14 protein-coding genes are annotated in these 13,244 nt (G+C 62.3%); 9 read left to right on the top strand and 5 right to left on the bottom strand.

The genetic code is table 11. The features are described from left to right. Positions 1–38 precede the first annotated feature (38 nt). The 3 genes from DCN14_RS02470 to DCN14_RS02480 form a co-directional block, all read right to left on the bottom strand. On the bottom strand, positions 39–521 hold the full coding sequence (locus DCN14_RS02470) for a nuclear transport factor 2 family protein (RefSeq protein ID WP_096500409.1): 483 nt from the start codon (positions 519–521) through the stop codon (positions 39–41). Positions 522–647: 126 nt separating this feature from the next. Then, complete coding sequence (locus tag DCN14_RS02475; protein WP_096500407.1) at positions 648–1,502, bottom strand: DJ-1/PfpI family protein; 855 nt, start codon at positions 1,500–1,502, stop codon at positions 648–650. Between the two features lie 156 nt (positions 1,503–1,658). Beyond that, a complete protein-coding gene (locus DCN14_RS02480; RefSeq protein ID WP_096500551.1) occupies positions 1,659–2,405 on the bottom strand; it encodes a glucose 1-dehydrogenase in 747 nt (248 codons plus the stop codon). Positions 2,406–2,901: 496 nt separating this feature from the next. Here DCN14_RS02480 and DCN14_RS02485 point away from each other — a divergent pair, with 496 nt between their 5' ends. From DCN14_RS02485 to DCN14_RS02495, 3 genes are all read left to right on the top strand, one after another. Further along, the gene (locus DCN14_RS02485; protein WP_096500405.1) at positions 2,902–4,101 is read left to right on the top strand and encodes a PLP-dependent aminotransferase family protein; all 1,200 of its coding nucleotides are present in this window, start codon (positions 2,902–2,904) and stop codon (positions 4,099–4,101) included. Between the two features lie 10 nt (positions 4,102–4,111). Beyond that, positions 4,112–4,300, top strand: coding sequence for a hypothetical protein (locus DCN14_RS02490; protein WP_096500549.1), 189 nt, complete (start codon positions 4,112–4,114; stop codon positions 4,298–4,300). A gap of 88 nt (positions 4,301–4,388) precedes the next feature. Then, positions 4,389–4,985, top strand: a complete 597-nt coding sequence (locus DCN14_RS02495) for a pyridoxamine 5'-phosphate oxidase family protein (RefSeq protein ID WP_096500403.1) — start codon at positions 4,389–4,391, stop codon at positions 4,983–4,985. Between the two features lie 441 nt (positions 4,986–5,426). Here DCN14_RS02495 and DCN14_RS02505 read toward each other — a convergent pair whose 3' ends face one another. Continuing rightward, positions 5,427–6,029 (bottom strand): TetR/AcrR family transcriptional regulator, encoded by a 603-nt coding sequence (locus tag DCN14_RS02505; RefSeq protein ID WP_239007936.1) that lies wholly within the window; start codon positions 6,027–6,029, stop codon positions 5,427–5,429. A 426-nt stretch (positions 6,030–6,455) separates the two neighbouring features. Between DCN14_RS02505 and DCN14_RS02510 the strand changes: the two genes are divergently transcribed. From DCN14_RS02510 to DCN14_RS02535, 6 genes are all read left to right on the top strand, one after another. After that, positions 6,456–7,328, top strand: a complete 873-nt coding sequence (locus DCN14_RS02510) for a DUF6202 family protein (RefSeq protein ID WP_096500399.1) — start codon at positions 6,456–6,458, stop codon at positions 7,326–7,328. 173 nt (positions 7,329–7,501) lie between these two features. Next, positions 7,502–8,365, top strand: a complete 864-nt coding sequence (locus tag DCN14_RS02515; RefSeq protein ID WP_162826155.1) for a phytanoyl-CoA dioxygenase family protein — start codon at positions 7,502–7,504, stop codon at positions 8,363–8,365. A gap of 148 nt (positions 8,366–8,513) precedes the next feature. Further along, on the top strand, positions 8,514–9,728 hold the full coding sequence (locus tag DCN14_RS02520; protein ID WP_143331636.1) for a stearoyl-CoA 9-desaturase: 1,215 nt from the start codon (positions 8,514–8,516) through the stop codon (positions 9,726–9,728). 68 nt (positions 9,729–9,796) lie between these two features. Continuing rightward, positions 9,797–10,228 carry a DUF2000 domain-containing protein gene (locus DCN14_RS02525; RefSeq protein ID WP_096500393.1) on the top strand — a complete coding sequence of 144 codons (432 nt, stop codon included), beginning with the start codon at positions 9,797–9,799 and terminating at the stop codon, positions 10,226–10,228. Positions 10,229–10,294: 66 nt separating this feature from the next. Beyond that, positions 10,295–11,257, top strand: a complete 963-nt coding sequence (locus DCN14_RS02530; RefSeq protein WP_096500391.1) for an EamA family transporter — start codon at positions 10,295–10,297, stop codon at positions 11,255–11,257. Between the two features lie 55 nt (positions 11,258–11,312). After that, positions 11,313–11,624 (top strand): ferredoxin, encoded by a 312-nt coding sequence (locus DCN14_RS02535; protein ID WP_096500389.1) that lies wholly within the window; start codon positions 11,313–11,315, stop codon positions 11,622–11,624. 197 nt (positions 11,625–11,821) lie between these two features. Here DCN14_RS02535 and DCN14_RS02540 read toward each other — a convergent pair whose 3' ends face one another. Further along, positions 11,822–13,207: a PLP-dependent aminotransferase family protein gene (locus tag DCN14_RS02540; RefSeq protein ID WP_096500387.1), complete on the bottom strand. Its 1,386-nt coding sequence runs from the start codon at positions 13,205–13,207 to the stop codon at positions 11,822–11,824. Positions 13,208–13,244 lie beyond the last annotated feature (37 nt).

Consider the following 13,244-nt stretch of genomic DNA (forward strand, 5'->3'; position numbering starts at 1 on the left):
CATTTCCGGCAAGCGATTGTCCGTGCTGCGCCGGGCGCTCAATTGCCTTCGGGTTTCAGCGGACCGTAGTCGTTCCACATGTCGCGATGCAGCTTCCAGGCGCCGGCCTGCTTCAGGAAAACGAGGGTCTGCTTGCCGCGGTATTGGAGCTTTCCGTCGTGGTCGCGGACTTCCGCATCCGACACCTCCGTCACGACCCGGTCGTTCCCGTAGAACTCATAATTGCTGAACGATACGGTAGCCGGTTTCGATCCGGCATACCCCTTGGTGAAGTACTCGGTGATTGCGCGGCTCCCGGTTATTTTGTCGCCGCCCGGCGGCAAGAGCGTGCCATCGTTCGTATAGAGGCGGCCGATCGCCGCGTAGTCTCCGCGCGCGAAGGCTTCTGCCCAGCGCGCGTTCTCGGCCTTGATCGCCGCACCGGGCGGATGTGGCGAACCGCCGGCGACGGCCGGCGCCGCAAATGCCGAAAAGGCGACGCAGACTGCAAGAGCGGCAGTACAAAAGCGGATCTGTTGCATTCGATGATTTCCAGTGGTGGTTTGAATTGAAGAGCGTTGCAGCGTTGCGCAGGTGACGCAGGCAAGGCCGATTGCGTTTTTCGTCGCGGCCTGTACGGGCCGTGCAAACCTTGCCTGCAAGGCTGCTCAGCGAACGCCCGGGATGCGCGCGAGACCGCTGGATGCGCCGGGCAGTTCCTTGTCGACCATCGCGATGACCTCCGGCCGCGCATCTCGCGGGTGGCCGGAATGGAACGGCGGAGCGGGGTCGTATTCGATCGCGAGTTGCGTGAATTCGGCGGCCTGCCGGCCGCGTAGCCTGGCGGCAACGCGCAGCGCGAAGTCGATGCCCGCCGTTACGCCACCGCCGCTCATGAAGCGGCCGTGGTCGTCTTCCACGAAGCGATCCGGCACGGGGATGGCGCCATATTCGGACAGCTTGTTGACGAACGCCCAATGGCAGGCACTTCGCTTGCCCTTGAGCACGCCCGTTGCGGCGAGCACGAGCGACCCGTTGCACACCGACGTGACGTGTTTCGCGCTTTCGGCGAGACGCCGGATCTGCGCTTGATACGCCGGGCGCATCGGTGCCGACAAATCGGACCCGCCGGGAACGAGGATCAGGTCGGTCTTCTCGATATCGGCCAGTCGTTCGGTGTTGCCATAGACGACGCCGAATTCGAGGGTCACGTTGCCCCCGTTGAGGCTCGCGTAGCGAACATGCGTGTTCGGCAGCCGATGAAAAATCTCGCTGGGGCCCGCGAAATCGAGCAGGGTGCCGCCGTCGTAATTCACGATCAGGATATTGAGCGGCTCGCCCGGCGCGAGTTCTGCCGCGCTGTCTGCCTGCGCGAAAGCAGGCGTGGCGCGGCCAAGCAGGGCCCCGCCGCCCAGGACGGCGCCGAGCGTGGCGACGCTCCCGAACTTGAGGGCATCGCGGCGCGAGTGGCCTGCGCGGGTGAGTTTCTCGCTGGCGGCGTCGTTTTTCGTGTGATCGGTCAAGTTAACCTCTCCTTGCACTTAGGCCTCCTCTGCAAGTACAACCAGGTCGGCCGGATTGAAAGACCTCGCGACGAAGCGCGTGGCGGACGTGTGATGACGATGTGAATGCGTTGCGCCGAACCGGCGTGTGCCGCATCGGGAACGACGGGCGAAGGCTTAAAGCTGCGAAGCCCCGCCGTCGACAACCAGTTCGGTGCCGACGACATAGGACGATTCGTCGCTGGCAAGATAAAGTGCCGCGTAGGCGATGTCCTCGGCTTGACCCATGCGGCCCACCGGAATCGCCTGGGCAAACTCGGCCTTGCGGTCGCGGACCCACTCGTCCGGCATGCCCCATCTCGAGAGCAGCGGCGTGTCGATCGCGCCCGGCGCAATCGCGTTGAAGCGGATCTTGCGGTCGAGAAACTCGTAGGACCAACTGCGGGCAAGCGATCGCACGGCGGCCTTGGCCGCCGCCGTCAACGAAATGCCATGCTTGCCGGTCTGCGCGACGAACGACGTGTTGAGGATGACCGACGCGCCATCCCGTAGCTGCGGCAGTACGGCTTGAAGCGTGAACACCACGCCCTTGACGTTGATGTCCATGATCCCGTCATAAAGGTCTTCGTCGATGTCGCCGACTGCGGACGGGAAAGCCCAACCCGCGTTGGCGAACACGATATCCAGGCCGCCGAACCGCTCGTTCACCTCGGCGGCGATTGTCCGCATGTCGGCGATCGAACGGACATCGCCCTTGAGCACGAGCGCGTTCTCTCCGAGCTCGGCCCTCACGCGTTCGAACGCGCTTTCGTCGCGACCGGTCACGGCTACCCGGGCGCCTTCCGCAATGAAGCGCCTGGCGGTTGCAAGGCCGATGCCACTGGTGCCGCCCGTAATCAGGGCCGTCTTGTTCTTGAGCCTCATCATCTGTTCCTTTCTCTGCGTTGAGATCGATCAAACCGAAAGGCCGCCAGCGCGATTGCGTTCGCGCCCGCGCTTCGACCTGATATCCGGTGCAAATTATGGAACTTGAGGTGAATGGCTCAAAGGTCGTATAACCCTCAAAAAGCGTCACTTCGATTTTGACGGGTCACTCGCGCGTTGCGGTGTGTGTGCGCGATCCGTGACGGCGAATCGTTTCGGAAAGGGGGGGCGGACGATTGCCGGCAAGCCTGTCGGCGCGGCCGAATTGCCCGGTGCGTTGCCGACGACGGCGTGGCCGGCGGAGGGCCTGCTGCACTGGAACCTCCCCCCAATTAATGACCAAACCGCAAGACCTAGTGCATAGATATCGTTTGCCGCCGCGTTAATGACTATCGACAATCGTGGCTCGAATTCACCGCCGTTGTGCGCAGAAGCGCCACGGCGGGCGGCACTTGTCGGCTATCCCGGCCGTCCCTGCCATCCAGCTCACGACGACATGTACGCGTTCACGCCCTCATTCCAGAATCCTGCCGGTTCGCCGATCCGCGAGCTGTTCAAGTACCTCTCCGAACCGGGGATGATTTCCTTCGCGGGCGGCTACCCGGCCAGCGACCTGTTCGACGTCGACGGCCTGAACGCGGCCGCCGAACGCGCATACGCGCAGCCGGTCCGCTGCCTGCAGTACGGTCCGACTGACGGTCTCGCCGAACTGAAGCAACAACTGATCGCGTTGATGGCGCGCCGCAACGTCACCTGCACGCCGGCCGAACTGCTCGTCACGACCGGTTCGCAGCAGGGCCTCGATCTGCTGCTGCGCGTGATGGTCGCGCCGGGCGACGTCGTGCTGACCGAACAACCGGCGTATCCGGCGACGCTGTCGGCGATGCGTCTGCAGCAGGCGCGCATCGTGACGATCCCTGTCGACGGCGATGGCCTCGACGTCGATCGCCTCGCGTCGCGACTCGCATCGGGCGAGATCGTGCAGCCGAAGCTGCTGTACACGGTGCCGACCTTCGCGAACCCGACCGGCGCGACGCTCACGCGCGAACGCCGCGTGAAGCTGCTGCGTCTGGCCGTGCAATACCGTTTCCTGATCGTCGAGGACGATCCCTACGGCGACCTGCGTTTCGCGGGCGAAGCCGTGCCGTCGATGCTCGCGCTCGCGAGCGAAGTCGACGGCGCGCGCGACTGGATCGTGCACTTCGCGAGCCTGTCGAAGATCGTCGCGCCCGGGCTGCGCGTGGGCTGGACGATCGCACCGGCCGAGATCGCACGGCGCTGCGTGATCGCGAAGCAGACGGTCGACCTGTGCAGCACGCCGTGGACGCAAGCCACCGCCGCCGAATATCTCGCCGACGGCGCGCTCGAACGCCATCTGCCGCGCATCGCGGCGGCCTACCAGCGCAAATGCGACGCGATGTGCGACGCGCTGCGCGACGGCTTCGGCGATGCGATCACGTTCCATCGTCCCGAAGGCGGGATGTTCGTGTGGGCGCGAATCGGCGCGGTGTCGTCGGATGTGCTGCTGCAGCAGGCGATCGCGAACAGGATCGTGTTCGTGCCGGGCAAGGCGTTCTTCGCGGACAACGTCGATGCCGCATCGCTGCGCCTGTCGTTCGCCGCACCGGACGTCGACGCGATCCGGGAAGGCGTCGCGCGCCTCGTGCGCGCGTATGGTGCGGCGCTGGCCGCGTGAGGAGACACACATGAACTTCATCATCAACGACACCGCATGGATGGACGAAGCGCCGGGCATGGCCGACATCCGTCCCGTCGAGCACAAGTCGTCGCAGATCAACGCGGGCCCGCAGTATGTCGCCGACGTGCTCGGCCGCTTCGGCGCGGATTCGACCGACATGAACGACGCGGCGCCGGTCGTGCTCGGTTACAACTGAACCGCGCGGCGGCGAGCAGCGGGCGAGGGCGCCACCGCCAAAACGGTTAAGCTGGCGCGATCGAATCACGCAGGATCGCCGCATCATCATGTCCGATACCGCTTCCGAATCGCTTGCGCAGACGTACGATCGTCTGTGGTCCTGTCTCGAGTCCGGCGTCAGCGCGCAGCGCTCGCCGTTCACGATGCTGCAGGCCGCGACGCTCGGCCTCGACGGCGCGCCGAAAGTGCGCACGATCGTGCTGCGGCAGGTGAGCCGCGCCGATCATCTGCTGTCGTTTCATACCGATGCGCGTTCGGAAAAGGTCGCGGAGCTGCGCCGCGATCCGCGTATCGCGATCGTCGCGAACGATCTCGATGCGCTCGTGCAGATTCGCGCGGAAGGCGTCGCATCGATTTGCGACGACGAAGCGCAACGTCGTGCGATCTGGCAATCGAGCCGTCCGCATACGCTGCTGTTGTATCGCGCGCCGTTGCGACCGGGCACGCCGATCGCGTCGCCCGAAGAAGCGCACGTTGCCGCGAGCCAAGACGCCACGCCCGCCGACGACGGCTATCGGAACTTCTGCCTGCTTCACGTCAAGGTGACGCGCATCGACTGGCTCGACCTCGCCCGCAGCGGCCATCGGCGCGCGGTATTCGATATGAGCGACGATGACTACGAAGGCCGCTGGATCGCTCCCTGACGACGGCGTCCGTATCGCTGCGACAAATGCGTACATGCCCGGCAAATCCGGGGGACATCGGACTGTCGAATGGGGCGCCGCGTGACCTGCGCGTGTTCGAAGGGAAACCGGGTAAGGGCGCTGAACAGGGCAACGTTCGTGCATCACCGTGAGCAACGATCAGACCGACCGGTTGCCACGTCGCTCGTGGCACGCCCGGGAATCATCGTCGGTAGTGACGAATGATGGGGTTCCGGTGCGTGTGGATGGACCGTCTGGAACGGGGATGCATCGAAGTGTCCGGAATCGGCGCGATCTGGCGTGCGTACATCGTGCGCTTGCAGGCCGCGAACTCGCGAGCACAAGCGACGATCAGCAGTGACTGTCGCGCGTCGTCGATGCGCGGCAGGATGACGATGCGGGCGACTTGCGTGGCGAAAGCCCGCCCAATCTCCGGGTTGCCTAGGTATTGACGGCCGCCAGTGCCTGGCTGTTGTCCGAGTACAGCAAATTGACGAGATGGTCACACATCTCGCGCAACTGCTCCGGATCGTGGTTGATGCGCTCCATCACCGCGAGTCCGCGCGTGAAGGTAATGATCATTTGAGCTGTCGCTTCCGGGGACTGGGCAAGCGATGCGCGGATCTCGTCCCGCGACAGCGCCTCGACGATCGCATTTTCCAGATTCTTGAGCAGACCGCGGACACTGTCCTGGATATTGTCGGCGGATGCGTCCGCTTCGATCGCACTCTTGGTCGTCAGGCAGCCGCGGGGCGGGACATGCGCGGTCATGCTGGCAATCGAGCTCTCGAAAAACTGCTGCAGTGCGGTATGCGCGGATGGCGCATTCAGTGCCGCCCGTGTCTCGTCAAGTACCCGGGTCGCATATCGATCGAACGCAAGCTGGAAGAGCTGCTCCTTGCCGCCATACGCGTGGTACAGCGAGCCTCGCTGAACATTCGCTGCTTCTGCCAGGTCAGCCATGGAGGTCGCCTTCCAGCCCTTTATCCAGAAGATTTCCAGAACCTTCTCGAGGACTGCGTCTTCATCGAATTGCCGAGTCATTGCCATAGGTCCGTCGCCTCCTCAAAAAATCGTTGACCGGAGTGTCAACGTTGACTATGCTGACAATTATAGTTCAAATCGCGACAGGTCAAGGGCCAAGTTCGCGGACAACCCGCTGTTGCGTTGGAAGGTCGGGCAGGCCAGCGCGTCTGACCGGCGATTGACCGACTAAGCAAATGAACAAAAACAAATAAGCAATCCTCAAATTCAGCTTTGTAGTGAACAGAGAAGGCTCTCGAGAGTCAACAGGCGTTCCTGGTCGCGTTGCCACCCGTTCCTCATCAAGAGTGACGGACGTGAGCGGTGGATGTCGATTGGGCGAGAGTCGGTTCTGTATGCATGGAAGTTCGGCAGTCGGCACGTATTGGGAAACTCGCAGCTTCGTGATGTTCTTCTTTTTAGTTACATTCATAAGGAATGCATATTATGACGAACGCAGTCGAATCGACGATCAACGCAGACTCGAAACGTGACCATGCACCGTTGGCGGACTTCGATGCCCAGATTGCCGCGTGCCTCGAGGCATCGCATCTGACGACGGAAACGAACCGCTTTTTTGTGGAAGCCAAGGCGGTGAAGTCGATCGAGCCGTTGGCCGCATTGGGTATCGCGCACGGTTGGCGCGAGATCACCAAGGCGTTCATGTTCACGTCGCTGGCAGGTTTGGGCCTGATGGCGTCCGAGGCCGATGCCGAGGTTCACCCGAACACCAATCTCCTGACGGCGATCCAGACCGTATTCCAGGTCATTGGCGACGACCTGTCCAACGTCATGTCGGTGTTCAAGGAAGTCGCCCCGGCCGGGCCGGCCGGCATGCACTACGCATGGTGGGAAAGCGCCATCGTCGATCCGCTCAAGGCGACGTTGGGCGATGGGGCGAACGATACGTCGAACCTGCTCGGACCGGGCGGGAAGCGACTCATCGAAAATATGCGCCAGCTCGCGCATGACCCGCTCGGCGCCGCCGTGCAACTGCGTGTCGTGGAGGCCATCGCGCTGGACATCACGGTGGCATTCAAGCGCGTCTTCTCCAGAGTCGACGTCGACGGCGGTCGCCTGTTCTCCCGGCCGGAACACTTCCAATGGATGGATTCCCACATCCACGCCGAGGTCGAACATCACAAGGCAGTGAGCGACGACGACACGGGCACCACGGCAATCGCCGATACCGCGGAGAAGCAGGCGCGCATGTTGCAGCTCACCCGGACTTACGCGGCGTACTGGAATATCGCACTGAACGAGTTCGCCGACTTTCTCCACCTGTCCGGAGCACGAGCGCCCGTCGCGGCTGCCGCGTGACGATCGCTTTCCTGCCGACGGGGTGCGGAGTCGAAGTATCCGTTATGTGAATGGCAATCGGGCCGTGCGCTACACCTGAACGTTTTACTGACGACGTGCCGATAGAAGGCATGGTCGCAGGGCTTTGATGTCCGCCCCAACCACAACGCGAAAACAAGTACTGGAGCATGACGATGCAGAACGCTACCTTCAAGCAGCAGTTTCTTGATAAAGGGTACTTTACCGTTCCGAAAGTAATCGACGCTGCCGGGCTGGACATTCTCCGCAAGGCGGCTGACGAATGCATGAACGACACCACGGATCCGGGGCGCGTGACCGAAGTGGATGGCAAGACGGTTCGCGGGCTCCACGGAGCGCACCTTCGCAACGAAGCGCTGGCAACGTTGTGTCGGCACCCGACCCTTCTGGGTGCGGCGAAGTTCGTGCTGGGCGAGGACGTATACGTCCACCAGTTCAAGCTCAACATCAAGGCCGCGTTCGTCGGCGATGTGTGGGAATGGCATCAGGACATGACCTTCTACCATCGCGAGGACGAACTGCCCGAACCGCAGTTCCTGACCGTCGCCGTGTTTCTGGATGATGTGACCGAGTTCAATGCGCCGCTGACCGTGATACCCGGGTCGCATGTGGACGGCTTCAAGGAGAGTATCAAGCATACGATCGACACGTACGACAAGCAGAGCGACTGGCTCAGCAACACGACGGCCAAGCTTCGCTACACCGTCGATCGGAACGTGCTGCGCGAGATGGTGCGCCTGCACGGCATGGACGCCCCGAAGGGAAAGGCGGGAGACATCGTCGTCTTTCACGCGAATCTGTTCCACGCATCGGGCGTCAATATCTCCCCGTTCGACCGGCGCGTCGCATTCATTTCCTACAACAGCGTGAAGAACCTGCCGGTTCAGACGCGCCCGCCGCGCCCGGAGTTTCTCGCCGCGCGCGATTATTCGCCGTTGACGCCTCGTGAGTTCAGCGATCTGTCGCCGAACCGGGACTGCCCGGAAGACGGTCGTGTGCGCGCGGAAGTCGTTGGCTGAGATAGCGGGGGCTGAACCATTGCCCGACGATGAGCCGATGGGCCTCGGACTCGTACGTCAGGCTGAGTATAGGGCGACGCGCCCCTGAGCGGTGCAGGGCGCGTCACGTCGGCGAATCGGATGCCAGGCAATATATTTAGGAAAACAAATGACTTTGCCTAAATCGCTAACCAATGAAGGTGAGATTCCTCGAATATCCGTTCGGGCATCGTACTTGCGCTTCCCGGGATGGACGCAACCGCTCTGGACGCGCCTGACCGGCAAACCGCTTCCGAACGAGCAGGCGTGGTTCACGCCCCATCCGGCGCTTTCCCTCGGTATGGATGTCCTGCTGGCGATCGGGACGTGCGCGGTGCTTTTGTATCTTTTGACGTCTTCCAGAGACTGGCTTCGCATATTGGGTTACGTCGTCGCGCCGATGGCGATGGTATTCCTGGCCGGATTGCTCCGGAAGATTCAGGTCGTGTATGGGCATCACGCAATACACGAGGCGCTTTTCAGGCGTGGGAGCAGGATGAATGGCCTTGTGTCGAAAGGCCTGACCATCTTTGTTCTGGCGCAGAACGAAATCGAGTACGAACAGGAGCATCTCGACCATCATCGGCGTTCGGTCTTCACGACACGGGATGACGCGGACGCGTCCTTGCTGTTCAACTTCGGCATCCGTCCGGGGCGTTCCATCGCCGAACTGAATCACAACCTGCTCAGCACGCTTTTTTCGCCGGTCTTCCACCTCTGGTTCCTCAAGTCTCGTGTCATATCGAACCTGAGGCGACCACCGATCGAGCAGTGTCTCGTGGTCGTGTGGCTTGTCGTGCTCGTCGTCGTCATGCCCGCATGCTTTGGCGTGAATGCAACCGCGATTGCACTGTGGCTTCCGTTGACTGCTCTCTATCAAATGAGCGCGCTGCTGCAGTTTTCGACGGAACACGTCTGGCTCGTGGGCGCGGCGCCGGGCGTTCATCAGGGCGTCTACGCGGAACGCTGCCATGGGCGGTTTTGCGGTGAATGCGTTCCCGGCGCGGACGGCAATGTCCCTTCGACCCGGGTGTGGCTCCGGTGGTGGTGCAGGACATTGTTCATGCACATTCCCATGCGTGTCGGCGTCCTGGTCGGAGACCTGCCGGCACACGACTGGCATCACCTGGCCAGTGCCGTCGGCCACAGCCATCGAAGTTGGCCTGACGCGATCTTCGAACGCCAACGCGCGATCGATAGCGGCAATTCCGCCGGAATGGAAGAGCGCGAGCTGTGGGGCATCGAAAACATGATCGCGCATGTGTTTGTCCACATGTCTCAAGCGGCGGCGTTGCCCGCCGAATCGGAGCTGGCAGCCGGCACGTCTCCCGCGAATGGCTCCTGAGCAGTCGACGCCGCCGGCCGGTATCGAAATTCTCGTATCAACCCGATTCAAACGACAGGTCGAAAAAGATGGCATACGCAGACAACGCAAGCAAGTTCGTGGCGGTGATCAACCGCAAGCATCCGGCTCCGGTCGTGCTGAATGCGCTGGCGCACACCGCATTTGGTCTATCCGGCATTGCGGGTGTCGGCAATCTCCTGGAGTACCAGAACGTCGCGTGCGATTTCGCAGCGAAGATCGATGAATCGCCGTTCATCATTCTCGAAGCCAAGAACAGTAACCAGCTTCGGGTGCTTCTTTCCAGCGTGAAGGAAGCGCCGAGCGCAAGCATCGCATACAACGTTTTCACGACTTCAATGATCGGCGCGTCGGCAGCAGCACAGATGGAAGCAACGCGCACCGCGCTCGACGACGCACTGGACTTCGTCGTGGTGGTGATCTTTGGCGCGCGCGAGGGGGTGGAGGCACTCACGAAGCGATTCTCGTTGTTCAAGCAATAGTCAGGCAATAGCCGTGAAGCGTACCGACACACGTCGGATCATTGGATTACACATAGTGAGAACGACATGGGATCGATAAAGGCGGTACCGGCGGCTCCGGGATATGCGGCAGACCTGGATGCAAAGAAAGGGTGGGCGATGGTCCTGACCGCCGCTACGTTGTGGGGAACCACCGGGATCATCTTCAATGTGCTCGGAACGTCGGCCGGGGCCAATGCTGTCTCGATCAGCTTCTTGCGACTGGCGTTGTCGGTGCCGTTCCTGTTCCTGATGGGACGGATCCATTTGGGAACATGGTTCATCAAATTGACGCCCAAAGGTCTGCTTGTGCTTGCGGGGCTCGGTCTGGGCATGGCGTTCTACCAGCTGACATACGTGCTGGCGATCGAGCGGGTGGGCGTGGCGATCTCGGTGTTGATCAGCATCTGCGGCGCGCCGATTTTCGTGGCGTTGATCTCGGTCGCCTGGCTGGGGGAACGATTCAATGCGCAAACGATGATTGCGCTGGTCCTCGCAATCGTGGGCACGGTGTTTCTGGTCGGTCTTCCGTCAGGCGTCGTTCAGGATGTCCGGCAATTCTGGATCGGCGTCGCGATCGCGGTTGCCTGTGCGGTCTGCCAGGCCTTTTATGTACTGGCCGCCCGGGCGTCAGGAAAGATCTGCAGCCCCATGCACGCGGGCGGGATCGGATTTGCCATTGGCGCATTGGCGCTGTTGCCGTTCGGTCTTCACGACGGGCTGCAGCTCCATTACTCGATGGACGGCTGGCTGATGCTGCTTTATGTGGCCGCGGTGCCGACGGCGATTGCGCAAACCCTTTTCCTGGGCGGTATCAAGGGTACGGGCGCCGTCGGTGGCGCGATCGCGAGCCTGCTGGAGCCGCTGGTTTCCACGGTACTGGCCGTTTTGCTGCTGCACGAGCGGATGACCTGGTACAGCATCGTCGGGGCGGTGATTCTGTTGGTCGGGATCGTGATCATTCAGTGGACGCCCGCGGAGCGAAAGCCCGTGCCGAGACATGTCGAGTGAACGATTTTCGAAGCGCGAGCGTAAGCGTCGGCCGGGTGCCCAAAGGAGAATCGCGATGAGTTTTTACGACCGTCATGTCTTCGTCTGCACGAATGCGCGCGAGAACGGGGAGGCGTGCAATGACCACGGGGCGTCGGAAATTTGCCAGTATGCAAAGAAGCGGCTGGCAGATGCCGCCTCCCAACACGCGCCTAGCATTCGAATCAATCGTGCCGGCTGCTTTGCGCGGTGCAGCGATGGCCCGATCGTCGTGATCTATCCGGAAGCTGTCTGGTATACCTACGTCGATAAAACCGATATCGACGAGATCGTCGACGAGCATCTGGTCAACGGTCGAGTCGTCGAACGCCTGCGAATCGATCCGTAACACGCTAAGCACGCGAGCCCGGTGCCGGTTCCGTATCGGATACGGCTACGCGTCGAGGCGCTGGTTTTTTGCTGCGCGCTGCTTCAGCAGCATCGATACGATTGCGAGCACAAAGGGCATCTTCCGGATATCACGATCCTCGAAGTCGACAAGGTCGTCGATCCGAGTGGCCAGCGAGGACCCCGCCGCGTCCGTGGCTACGAGAGCGCCTTCAACGCCTGCGCGAACCGCTTGTCCGCGAGGTACGCGACGTTGAACCTGCAATACGCGGACGGCTGGTCGGCCTGTGGCGAGAACACCGCGCCCGGTGCGAGGATCACGCCGCGCTCCAGTATCGCCTGCGCCAGTTCCATCGAATCGGACCACCCCGGCAACGCGGCCCATAGATACAGGCTCTGCTCGCACGGCCGATACACCTGCGCGCCGAGCCGGTCGAGCGCGTCGAGTGCGGTGGCCGTCGCGCGTCGCAGCTTCTCCTGAAGATGATTCGTATGCCGGAGGAAATGCCCGTCGCTGACGATCGCATCGAGCGTGCGCTCGCAATACTCGGAACTGCTGACGTGAGTCAGCATCTTCACGTCGGCGAGGTCGCTCGCGAGCGCCGCGTTGCACGCGAGAAAGCCCACGCGCAACGCCGCCGACACCGACTTCGAGAAGCTGCCGATATAGATCGTCCTGCGTAGTTGATCGAGCGTCGAGATGCGCGTGAGCGAACGCGGGCGAAGATCCGCGAGCGCATCGTCCTCGACGATGATCAGGTCGTGCGCGTCGGCGAGTTGCAGGATCCGGTGCGCCTTCGCCGCACTCGTATCGGTCGCGGTCGGGTTGTGCCCGACCGATTGCGTGAAGAACAGCTTCGGCCGATAGGCGGCGATATGCTCGGCGAGCTTCGCGACATCGGGGCCGTCGATCTCGCGCGGCACGCCGACGATGTTCGCGCCGCTCAGCTTGAGCTTGCCGAACAGCGGGTAGTAACCGGGATCGTCGACGAGCACGGTATCGCCGGGTCGCACGAAGTAGCGCAGCACGAGGTCCATCGCCTGGTTCGCGCCGTGCGTGAGCACGATCTGCGCGGGCGGCGCCTCGATCTCGTAGCCGGCGAGCTTCTGCTGCAGCGACTGGCGCAGCGGCAGGTAACCGAAGCGGCTGCCGTAACGAAACAGCGACGCGGAACCGGTGCGCACGATGCGCTGCTGATACTGGTTCAGCCGCGTTTCCTCAAGCCATTCGATCGGCGGGAAGCCTTCGCCGAGATTCAGCACGTCGGGCTTTTCGTGAAGTTGTTCGCGCATCAGCCATACGATGTCCATCGCGCGGTCGAGCGAACTCGGCTCGTCGATGTCGGGCGCGGCCGCCGCGCGCCGCGTGACGAAAAAGCCGGAGCCGCGGCGCGGCTCGATCAGGCCGTCGGCGGCGAGCATCTCGAACGCGCTGATCACGGTGTTCTTCGAACATCCGGACGCCTCAGCGTATTCCCTGATGGAAGGCAGCTTCGCGCCGGCCGGCAACACGCCTTCCTCGATCTGTCTGGCGAGATTGTCCGCCATGGCGCCAGACAGGCTGGCTCTTGCACGCTGTTTCATCGCGATGTTCCGTCGGACGGGTTCACTGTCATGGGTA

It is taken from the genome of Burkholderia sp. IDO3, assembly GCF_003366075.1.
GTDB lineage: Bacteria > Pseudomonadota > Gammaproteobacteria > Burkholderiales > Burkholderiaceae > Burkholderia > Burkholderia anthina.

Coding starts and splice junctions, on each gene's coding strand:
- DCN14_RS02470 (WP_096500409.1), bottom strand. CDS start 521: ATGCAACAGATCCGCTTTTGTACTGCCGCTCTTGCAGTCTGCGTCGCC.
- DCN14_RS02480 (WP_096500551.1), bottom strand. CDS start 2,405: ATGAGGCTCAAGAACAAGACGGCCCTGATTACGGGCGGCACCAGTGGC.
- DCN14_RS02485 (WP_096500405.1), top strand. CDS start 2,902: ATGTACGCGTTCACGCCCTCATTCCAGAATCCTGCCGGTTCGCCGATC.
- DCN14_RS02490 (WP_096500549.1), top strand. CDS start 4,112: ATGAACTTCATCATCAACGACACCGCATGGATGGACGAAGCGCCGGGC.
- DCN14_RS02495 (WP_096500403.1), top strand. CDS start 4,389: ATGTCCGATACCGCTTCCGAATCGCTTGCGCAGACGTACGATCGTCTG.
- DCN14_RS02505 (WP_239007936.1), bottom strand. CDS start 6,029: ATGACTCGGCAATTCGATGAAGACGCAGTCCTCGAGAAGGTTCTGGAA.
- DCN14_RS02510 (WP_096500399.1), top strand. CDS start 6,456: ATGACGAACGCAGTCGAATCGACGATCAACGCAGACTCGAAACGTGAC.
- DCN14_RS02515 (WP_162826155.1), top strand. CDS start 7,502: ATGCAGAACGCTACCTTCAAGCAGCAGTTTCTTGATAAAGGGTACTTT.
- DCN14_RS02520 (WP_143331636.1), top strand. CDS start 8,514: ATGACTTTGCCTAAATCGCTAACCAATGAAGGTGAGATTCCTCGAATA.
- DCN14_RS02525 (WP_096500393.1), top strand. CDS start 9,797: ATGGCATACGCAGACAACGCAAGCAAGTTCGTGGCGGTGATCAACCGC.
- DCN14_RS02530 (WP_096500391.1), top strand. CDS start 10,295: ATGGGATCGATAAAGGCGGTACCGGCGGCTCCGGGATATGCGGCAGAC.
- DCN14_RS02535 (WP_096500389.1), top strand. CDS start 11,313: ATGAGTTTTTACGACCGTCATGTCTTCGTCTGCACGAATGCGCGCGAG.
- DCN14_RS02540 (WP_096500387.1), bottom strand. CDS start 13,207: ATGAAACAGCGTGCAAGAGCCAGCCTGTCTGGCGCCATGGCGGACAAT.